Genomic DNA, 9,967 nt, shown 5'->3' on the forward strand with positions numbered 1-9,967 from the left:
CCGCCGCGGTGTTGCGGGCCGCGCCGGCGCGGCCGGATGCGTATCAGCGGCGGACGCTGCTGGCGGCCTTCAATCAGGCCTTGACCGCCGAGGCGCGCGCCGGCTGGTTGAGCGCCAAGCCGGACTGGAGCCGGCTGGCCGCGCCTTACCGGCGGCTGCGCGCTGAAGTGCTGCGGGTGTTCGGCGCGGCCTTGGGCCAGCCGGACAGTTGGGGCGGCGGCCTGTCGACCAAGACGCTGCGGGCCTTGCGTGCGGCCGGCCTGTCCCGGCTGTGGCTGGGCGTGGATAACTGGGAAGGCGGCCTGTGGCAGCCCCAGGCGGTGGCGGCGGGCGTGAGCGCCGGCTATCTGATGGCGGCCTATGACTCCTATGAGACCGCCTTGCCGCCGGGGCAACGCGAGGACTGGCTGACCGCGCAGCAGGGCGCCGCCGCGTATCGCGACTGCGGCGTCACTTTGGCCAACGGCCGGCGCAAGAGCGGCTTCCAGCAATCCGGTTACTACACCAATCCGGATTGCGTGCGGCCTATCTTGCAGCAGCGCACTCAGGCCTTGCACCGGGCGCTGGGCTTCAATAGCTGGTTCCTGGACGCCTACGCCACCGGCATGGTGTTCGATGACTACACGCCGGAGAGGCGCGCCGGCCAGGCGCAACTGGCCGCCGGCAATGAGCGCAGCATGGCCTGGGTGCGCGATCGCTTTGCCGTGCCTGTGGGCTCGGAGAACGGCAATGCCGCCACCGCGCGCGGCATCGCTTTCGCGCATGGCATGCAGGTGCCGGTGTTGGGCTGGGGCGATGCGGATTTACAGAAGAACCCCAAGTCGCCGTACTTTCTGGGGCGCTGGTTTCCTGCGGATCAGCCCGAGACCTTTTTCAAGACCGTGCCGTTGAAGCAGCCCTATCGGGATATTTACTACCGGCCGCAATACCGGCTGCCCTTGTACCAGGCGGTGTTCCACGATTCCATCGTCACCAGCAATCACTGGCTGTACGACAATCTCAAGTTCAGCAATGCCTATGAAGACAATCTGCTGGCCCAGTGGCTGTACAACGTGCCGCCGCTATGGCATTTGAGCGCGGCCAGCCTGGAGCGGCGGCTGCCGCTGATGCGCTGCGTGGATCGGGTGTTCCAGCCCTTGCACCGGCGCCTGGCGACGCAGCCGCTGTCCGGTTTCGCCTGGCTGACGTCGGATCGGCAGGTGCAGCAGACTCGCTTTGCCGATGGCAGCCGGCTGACGGTGAACTTCAGCGGCCAGCCGCGAGAAGTCGAGGGCCGGCCATTGGCGGCCAGGGCGATGCGGGTGCAATTGGCGGGCGAGCTTGAACGCACGGTATTGGCAAGCGACTGCGCGCCGCCGACGACGATAGCAGGGGGGGGATGCCTGGGGTGATGATTGCCGCTATGAGTTAAATGCATTGATTTCGTTCCAATTCTGGTTTTTACGCATGGCAAGGACTCGAGTGGGTTGGATGGTGCATTGGCACAAAGACAACGCTGTCGCGTGCTAGCCATCGAGGCGGGGCGTAGGCCGCGGCAGTGCGGCAAATCTTTGCCTGGCAATCTTTTTGCAATATTGCGGCCGTCGCGGTTTGCTGGGCTCAGGCAGGTATTTTGAGTTGTGACAGTTCATGACTGTATGTGATTAACCATGATGTTTATTGACCTTGTGTAATTCATGCTTCAAGCATCGTATCGAGCCGTATGACAAATAGTCTGCGGTTGGATGATCCGACGGAGACGCGCCCAACAGAAGCGCGCCCGGCGGGTTTCGATACATGACTGGAGAGATCATGAGAACTAGCAAGACGCAGTTGGCGCTCGCCCTGGCCCTGGCAGGCCTGGGCAGCCAAGCGCTGCCGGCCTGGGCGGATGAGCCGAGCAGCGGGACATTGGACCGGGTGGAGATTACCGGCTCCAATATCAAACGCAGCATCAAGCAGGAAAAAGCGCTGCCGGTGACGGTGGTGCGCACCGAGGAAATGAGCAAGCAGGGCTTTACCACGGTGGAGCAGGTGGTGAACTCGCTGGCCAGCAACCAGTCGGCGACGGTGGGCGCCTCGTCGGTGCAGACCGTGTCGGGCGGCGCGTCTTATGCCAGCTTGCGCGGCCTGGGTTCGCAGTACACGCTGGTGTTGCTGGACGGCCGTCGCGTCGCCAGCCAGGCGATAGGCGGCTACGCCACCGATCTGAACGCGATACCGCTGTCGGCGATCGAGCGCATCGAAGTGCTGCGTGACGGGGCATCGGCCATCTATGGCACCGACGCCATCGGCGGCGTGATCAACTTCATCACCAAGAAGAGCTACCAGGGTGTGACGGTCAGCGGCGAGCTGCTGTCCACCGAACACAAGGGCGGCAATACCGGCAGCGCCAGCATCACCGCCGGCATCGGTGACCTGGCCAAGGACGGCTACAATGTTTACGGCTCGCTGAGCTACCAGAAACTGGACCCCATCACCACGCTGAACCGTTCCTTCGCCAATAAATACCTGAGCGCGGACAATCTGAGCGGTCGAGTGTTTCCGTCCAACTTCACTTACAAGGGCAATGCCTACAACCCGGCGGCGCCCAATTGCAAACCGCCGTACGCCTTGCCGCTGGACGCCAATTCCTGCGGCGAGAACGCGACGCTCTACATGGATCTGACGCCGGAGGTGGAGCAACTGACCGCCTTCGCCAAGGGCACCAAGCAACTGGGCGAGCACACGCTGTCGCTGCAATACATGGGGGCGCGCAACGTCAGCACCACGCGCATCTCGCCGGCGCCGCTGACCAAGATCGCCACCTTGAAGGCCGGCGACAAGTATTATCCAACCCACTTGCCGGACGGCACCCCCACCGACGGCAGCCCGGTGGTGATCAACTCGCGCTCGGTGCCGCTGGGACCGCGCGTGACCGAGAGCCTGTCCACCACGCAGCGGCTGGCCTTCAACGCCGAAGGCCTGCTGGCCGGTTGGGACTACCGCGGCGGCGTCGGCTACTCGGAGAACAAGACCACCATCAATTACAAGTCCGGCTATGTGAACGGCGACAAGGTGGCCGCCGCCTTCCAGAACGGCACCATCAACCCGTTCGGCCCTTCGGCGCCCGGCGCCTGGGAGAGTACTTCCTTGAATGGCGACGGCTGGGTGGCCAAATTCCAGACCATCATGGCGGACTTCAAGGTCAGCAAGGAAGTGCTGCAACTGCCGGCGGGGATGATGGCGACGGCTTTCGGCGTGGAAACCCGGCGTGAAAAGCTGGACAGCCAAATCCAGGACATCGCCCAGTTCGCCTTGGGTTCCGGCATCGCCGACTCCAAGTCCACCAGCGGCAGCCGTGGCGTGACCGCGGCCTATGTCGAGGCGGATATTCCCATCTTCAAAAACTTCGACGCTCAGCTGGCCGCGCGTTATGACCGCTATACCGACTTTGGCAGTTCCTTCAATCCCAAGATCGCGGTGAAATACCAGCCGATTCCGCAGCTGCTGATCCGTTCCTCGGCCAGCAAGGGTTTCCGCGCGCCCACGCTGTACGATGTGTTCACGCCGAATAGCAAGACCTACACCGCCAACAAGTTCAACGATCCGCTGCGCTGCCCGGGTGGCACGCCGGCCAATGGCGGCAACAAGGTGGACGATTGCAATACCCAGTTCGAGGCCCTGCAGGGCGGCAACAACAATCTGTCGCCGGAAAAGGCCAGCTCGCTGACCTTCGGCGTGGTGATCGAGCCGATCAAGGAAATCACCGCCAGCGCGGACTTCTGGTGGACCACGGTGAAGGACACCATAGGCGCGCTGGATCCGGGGGTGATTTTCGGCGATCCGGTCAAATACGCCGACAAGTTCGTGCGCAACCCCGATGGTTCGCTCAACCACGTGATCACCACCACCCAGAACCTGGGCACCTTGAGCGCGGCCGGCGTGGACATCAGCCTGGCTTTCCGCCTGCCCAAAACCGCCTGGGGCAATTTCGGCATCAATCTGGACGGCACTTACACCTCCAAGTATCAGCAACAGATGGAGCCCAAGGGGCCGTATCTGAGCCCGCTGGGAGGTTGGTATCAGAACGTGCTGCCGCCGGTGCTGCGCTGGAAGCACAGCCTGGCGTTCAATTGGGCGCAGGGGCCGTGGAGCGGGATTCTGGTGCAGAATTATTCGTCCGGCTATACCGACTTGAACCCGAATCAGGAAGGTCACAATGTGCGTCCTTACTCCAACTGGAACCTGTCCGGCAGCTATGTGTGGGACAAGAAGCTGACCATCACCGCCGGCATCCGCAATCTGTTCGACCAGGAGCCGCCGTTCAGCAATCAGACCAAGAGCTTTCAGTACGGCTTTGATCCGGTCGTCGCCGACCCGGTGGGCCGTGCTTACTTCCTGAAAGCCAGCTACAAACTCTAAGAAGCGGTTCATGCCTTCCCGTCTTGCTCGCGAGACTTTGAGCCGGTTCTAAGTTCCGCCAAGGCATTGAGAACGCCCCGTCGCGCCATTCGGCGCGGCGGGGCTTTATGTTTTTGGAATGAGTCTGCCAGGCAGGAAGGGGGCGAGTTGTTAAGGGTTAAATTGATATGGAGTGCATTTTTACATGGCAGCCATTAAAAAAACGAATGCATAAGTTTTTGCAAAATTAGCTTAATCTAAAATTCTTGTACAAAAACGTCGTAAAAATGCAAAAAAGCAACAGGTGATGCTGGCTTGTCACACAGAAAATGACAGGAAACTAGCGGGGTCATTCAAAAGGCGCTGGCAAAAATGAGGGGCTTAGTCTATTGATTTTTCAGCCCTAACATGATTTTTCCGCATTCCTGCCGCCGAGGTCTCCGCCGCGCTGTCCGCTCCGGCGTCATAAACAGGCGTTAACAATTATTGACTGAGGGCAACAATCCTTAACACACTCGAAACATGGTCATGACGTTCGATTGTCGACGGCCTGCTGTATCCAGCAAGCACTCCACAGAAGCGCTGCTGGTTTCCGTGTGCAGTTAAGGAGAAAACAAGTTGAGAAGTCAAAAGAAGCAGCTGGTGCTTGCCCTGGCCTTGGCCGGCTTGGCAAGCCATGCGCCATTCGCATTCGCCGCTGAGGCGAACTCCGGTCAACTGGATCGGGTAGAGGTCACCGGGTCCAATATCAAGCGCAGCATCAAGCAAGAAAAGGCGCTGCCGGTCACCATTCTCAAGACCGAGGATCTGGCCAAGCAAGGCCTGACCACGGTGGAGCAGGTGGTCAACAGCATCGCCGCCAACCAGTCCTCGCAAGGCGCCAGCGCCTCGGTTGGCGCCTCTTCCGGCGGCGGCTCCTTCGCCAGCCTGCGCGGCCTGGGCAATCAATACACTCTGGTGCTGCTGGACGGCCGCCGCATGGCCAACCAGGCGATCGACGGCACTTCCGCCGACCTGAACGCCATCCCGCTGTCCGCCATTGATCGCGTGGAAGTATTGCTGGACGGCGCGTCCGCCATTTACGGCACCGACGCCATCGGCGGCGTGATGAACTTCATCACCAAGAAAAGCCTGAAGGGTTTCAGCATCGGCGGCAGCCTGGCCAATCCGCAGCATGGCGGCGGAGATGAAAAGCGCATCAATGCCTCCTACGGCATTGGCGATCTGGGCCAGGACGGTTTCAATGTCTACGGCGCCATCGACTACATGAAGCAAGACATGGTGATGGCGGGACAGCGCGACTTCGCCAAGCAAATCACCCCTTTTACCAGCACCAGCCCCAACGCCTGGCCTGGCAACTACCTGGATGGTAGAACCAATACATGGGTGACGCCTTCCGCGCCAAAATGCGCTCCGCCTTTTTCTCAGTATGTTGGCGGGCGTTGTGTTGAATATTTCTCCTTGTACCCCAGCATCATCCCGCAGGTGGAGCAGATCTCCGGTATCGTCAAGGCGACCAAGCGCATAGGCGACAATCACGAGTTGTCGTTGCAATACACGCGTACCGAGACCATCACCACTGCGCAGAACGCACCGCTGCCTACCGGCGGTGACATCACCCGCGTCAACGCGGTGGACCCGACCAAGCTCGACAAGCTCTATGTGCGCACCATCCCGCTGGGCAACCGCGAGACCGAGGCCAACTCGGTCACGCAGCGGCTGATGCTGAATATGGAAGGCCTGATCGCCGGTTGGGACTATCGCGCCGGCATCGGTCGGTCCGAAAACCTGATCAAGGAAAACCTGACCTCGGGTTACGTCAGCAAGAGCAAGATGCAGTCCGCGGTCGACAGCGGCGCGCTGGATCCGTTCGACCTGTCCGGCAATAATCTCGCCGCCTGGCGCTCGGTGGGCATGACCGGCCAGACCAAGGAAGCCAAGTCCACCATCGACATGGCCGACATCAAGGTCAGCCGCGAAGTGTTCCAGTTGCCGGCCGGCATGATGGCTATCGCCTTGGGCGCGGAAGTGCGCCGCGAATCGCTGAGCACCATCTATAACAAGGCGGTGACCCGCGATGCGCTGAGCACCGGCCAGGACAAGACCGAAGACTCCAGCGGCAGCCGTTCCGCCTATGCCTTCTACGGCGAAGCGGAAATCCCGGTGTTGAAGAACCTGGATGTGCAACTGGCCGCGCGTTACGACCACTACAGCGATACCGACAGTTCGTTGAACCCGAAAGTGGCGTTCAAGTTCCAGCCCAGCTCGCAAGTACTGTTCCGCGGCTCGGCCAGCACCGGTTTCCGCGCGCCGTCGTTGTACAACATCTACCGGCCTAACCAGTTGCAGCTGACTAGCAGCAGCTATGTCGATTACGGCGCTTGTCCGGATGGCGTGAACCCGGCGCCGGGCGCGGATGGCACCGCCTGCACCAAGATGCAGCGCAATAAGCGCATCGCCGGTAACAAGAAGCTGGAGCCGGAGAAGTCGTCCTCGCTGTCCTTCGGCATGGTGATCGAGCCGGTCAAGGACTTTACCGCCAGCGCCGATTTCTGGTGGACCATGATCAAGGGTCAGATCAGCGTCCTGGATGAAAGCGCCATCTTCGCCGACCCGGTGAAGTACGCTAAAAACTTTGTCCGCGACAGCAACGGCAATCTGTCCTACATCATCGACGACTACGACAACCTGGGCAATCTGAGCGCCGCCGGCGTTGACATCAAGCTGAACTGGGTATTGCCCAAGACTTCGGTAGGCACCTTCACCGCGACATTGGATGGCACCTATCTGTCCAAGTACTCCTACCAGAACGAGAAGAACGGTCCGTATTACAGCAACCTGGGTTCCTACATCGACGGTGGCCCTACCTTCCGTTGGCAGCACAACCTGAACCTGGGCTGGTCCTACGGCGCGTGGAGCACGATCCTGGCGCAGAACTACAAGTCTGGCTACACCGATGCCAATCCGGCTAAGCAACAACATAACGTTAGGCCGTATTCCACCTGGAACTTGTCTGGTTCCTACGCCTGGAACAAGCAGCTGACCGTGACCGCCGGCATCAAGAACCTGTTCGATCAAGAGCCGCCGTACTCCAATCAACTGACGCGTTCCACGCAGCAGAACTACGATCCGCGCTTTACCGATCCGATGGGCCGCTCCTTCTTCCTCAAGGCCAATTACAAGCTCTGAGCACGTAGGCAGCAGCGGGGCGGAGATGATCCGCCCCGTTCGAGGGCCCGGCGGCGCTCCGCCGCCGGGCGAATCAGAAGACAGTGGATATGAACATGACGAGCATCACAGCCAGAGGAGTCGGCGGTCCCCCGCCCAAGCGCCGCATCGCGGGCTTGGTCGGCGTGGTCGTCTTCCATGCACTGTTGATCTACGCGCTGGTGTCGGGCCTGGCCCAGGGCGTGGTCAAAGTGATCCAGCAAAAGGTCGAAGTGGCGGTCATCAGCGAACCGCCGCCACCACCCCCGCCGCCGCCGCCCAAGATAGAGAAGGTGGTGCAGCCCACCGCGGCGCCCAAACCGCAGGCCTATGTGCCGCCGGTGGTCAATCCGCCGCCGGTCACCTCCACGGCCAACGCGATCCAGTCCACTACCTCGGACCCGGCGCCGCAGCCGGCGCCCACCCCGGCCCCGGCGGTGGAAGCGCCCAAGGGCCCGGTGTCGGCCAAGGCCAACTGCAGCCATCTGCAAGCGCCGGAGTACCCGAGCAAGGCGCAGCAGGACGAGATCCAGGGCGTGGTGCGCGTGGCCTTCCAGGTGGGCGACAACGGCAAATTCAGCACTATCGCCAATATCTCGTTCGACGGCGGCATCCCGCCGCGCTACCGCAGCGGTTTCCAGTCGGCGATCACCGCCGCGCTGCAAGGCTACAGCTGCAAACCCAACAGCCTGCTGAGCCAGGAATTCGGCTTCAAACTCGATTCCGGCGAATGAGCGCGCGCGCCGCGACCGGAACCAGCAATTCTTAGGAGAAACAGAACATGAGCAAAATCACCCGCATCGCCTTCACCGCCGTGGCCCTGTTGAGCAGCCTGACCGTTCAGGCCGCCGAAACCGCCCACGTGACCAGCAACCCCTACGGCATCGACGCCCTGTGGGCGCAAGGCGACATCGTCGCGCGCGGCACCCTGATCATCCTGCTGATCATGTCGGCGGCCACCTGGTATGTCGGCATCGTCAAGCTGCTGGAACAGCGCCGCCTGCTGAAGCAAGGCCGCGAGCTGCTGGCGGTGCACGGCGCGGAGCTGCAAAAGCGCGCCAGCGAACTGGCCGACGAAGGCATGTTCAGCGCGGTGGCGGTGGCCGGCATTGAAGCGGCCGGCGAACACAAGGGCGAACTGGCCGGCCGCGTCGATCTCAACACCTGGGTGTCGATGGCGATCTCCGACGCGGTGGACTCCGCCAGTCACCATATGCAAAACGGCCTGTCGGTGGTGGCGACGGTGGGTTCCACCGCGCCGTTCGTCGGCCTGTTCGGCACGGTATGGGGCATTTACCACGCGCTGACGGCGATCGGCATGTCCGGCCAGGCGTCGATCGACAAAGTGGCGGGCCCGGTGGGCGAAGCGCTGATCATGACCGCGATCGGCCTGGGCGTCGCGGTGCCGGCGGTGCTGGGCTACAACTGGCTGGTGCGCCGCAACAAGCTGGTGCTGGACATGGTGCGCGTGGTGGCGGGACGTCTGCACGCCAGCCTGCTCGCCAGCCGCTGAGGAGCGGGCGATGAAGGGGCGCAACGCAAGATTCGGCCAGGGCCACGGCAAGGGCGACGAAGACGCGGTGATGTCGGCGATCAACACCACGCCGCTGGTGGACGTGATGCTGGTGCTGCTGATCATCTTCCTGATCACGGTGCCGGTGGTGACGCAGACGGTGAAGATGGCGCTGCCGAAGGAAACCAATATCCCGACGCAGACCAAGCCGGAGAACATCGTGCTGGGTGTGGACACCGGCAACACCATCTACTGGAACACCACGCCGGTGAAGACGCAGGAAGAATTGCTGGCGCGGCTGGTGAAGGAAGCGAAGAAGGACCCGCAGCCGGAAGTGCACATCCGCGGGGACCTGGCGGCGAAGTATGGCCCGATCGGCCGCATCGTGCTGGCGGTGCAGCAGGCGGGGATCGTGAAGATCGCCTTCATTACCGAGCCGCCGCCGCGGAACTAGAAGGGAGAGCAAGATGGGTATGAATGTAGGCTCGTCCGACGACGATCTGATGGTGGAAATGAACACCACGCCCTTGATCGACGTGATGCTGGTGCTGTTGATCATGCTGATCATCACGATTCCGATCCAGACGCACGCGGTGAAGCTGGACATGCCGGTGAGCAGCCCCGCCAAGCCCTTGGAAAAGCCGGTGGTGGTGCAGATCGACATTGCGGCGGACAACGGTATCTTGTGGAACGGTGAGCGGCTGGCGAACCGAGAGGGCTTGGAGAAGAAGCTGACGGAAGCGGCGGCGCGGGTGCCGCAGCCGGAGTTTCACATCAAGCCGAACAAGGACGCGGGGTATGAGCCGGTGGCGATGGTGCTGGCGGAGTCGCAGCGTTTGGGGGTGACCAAGCTGGGGATTGTAGGGTCGGAACAATTCGTGCAAT

Annotated in this window: 7 protein-coding genes; all 7 read left to right on the top strand. The window is 61.8% G+C overall.

From position 1 onward, the window contains the following. Positions 1–1,391 (top strand): glycoside hydrolase (locus LQT98_RS17910; RefSeq protein WP_231464019.1); only part of this gene is annotated, 1,391 nt, incomplete at its 5' end. A 400-nt stretch (positions 1,392–1,791) separates the two neighbouring features. Next, positions 1,792–4,383 (top strand): TonB-dependent receptor, encoded by a 2,592-nt coding sequence (locus LQT98_RS17915; RefSeq protein WP_231464021.1) that lies wholly within the window; start codon positions 1,792–1,794, stop codon positions 4,381–4,383. A 597-nt stretch (positions 4,384–4,980) separates the two neighbouring features. Next, positions 4,981–7,551: a TonB-dependent receptor gene (locus LQT98_RS17920; protein ID WP_231464023.1), complete on the top strand. Its 2,571-nt coding sequence runs from the start codon at positions 4,981–4,983 to the stop codon at positions 7,549–7,551. Between the two features lie 95 nt (positions 7,552–7,646). Next, a complete protein-coding gene (locus LQT98_RS17925; protein WP_048412005.1) occupies positions 7,647–8,303 on the top strand; it encodes an energy transducer TonB in 657 nt (218 codons plus the stop codon). A 47-nt stretch (positions 8,304–8,350) separates the two neighbouring features. Next, positions 8,351–9,082 (top strand): MotA/TolQ/ExbB proton channel family protein, encoded by a 732-nt coding sequence (locus tag LQT98_RS17930; protein ID WP_231464025.1) that lies wholly within the window; start codon positions 8,351–8,353, stop codon positions 9,080–9,082. Positions 9,083–9,092: 10 nt separating this feature from the next. Next, positions 9,093–9,536, top strand: coding sequence for an ExbD/TolR family protein (locus LQT98_RS17935; RefSeq protein ID WP_231464027.1), 444 nt, complete (start codon positions 9,093–9,095; stop codon positions 9,534–9,536). A 13-nt stretch (positions 9,537–9,549) separates the two neighbouring features. Next, positions 9,550–9,967, top strand: a 418-nt coding sequence (locus LQT98_RS17940; protein WP_048410867.1) for an ExbD/TolR family protein, incomplete at its 3' end; no start/stop codon positions are given.

Origin of the sequence: Chromobacterium aquaticum (genome assembly GCF_021129195.1) — a bacterium.
Classification (GTDB): domain Bacteria; phylum Pseudomonadota; class Gammaproteobacteria; order Burkholderiales; family Chromobacteriaceae; genus Chromobacterium; species Chromobacterium aquaticum.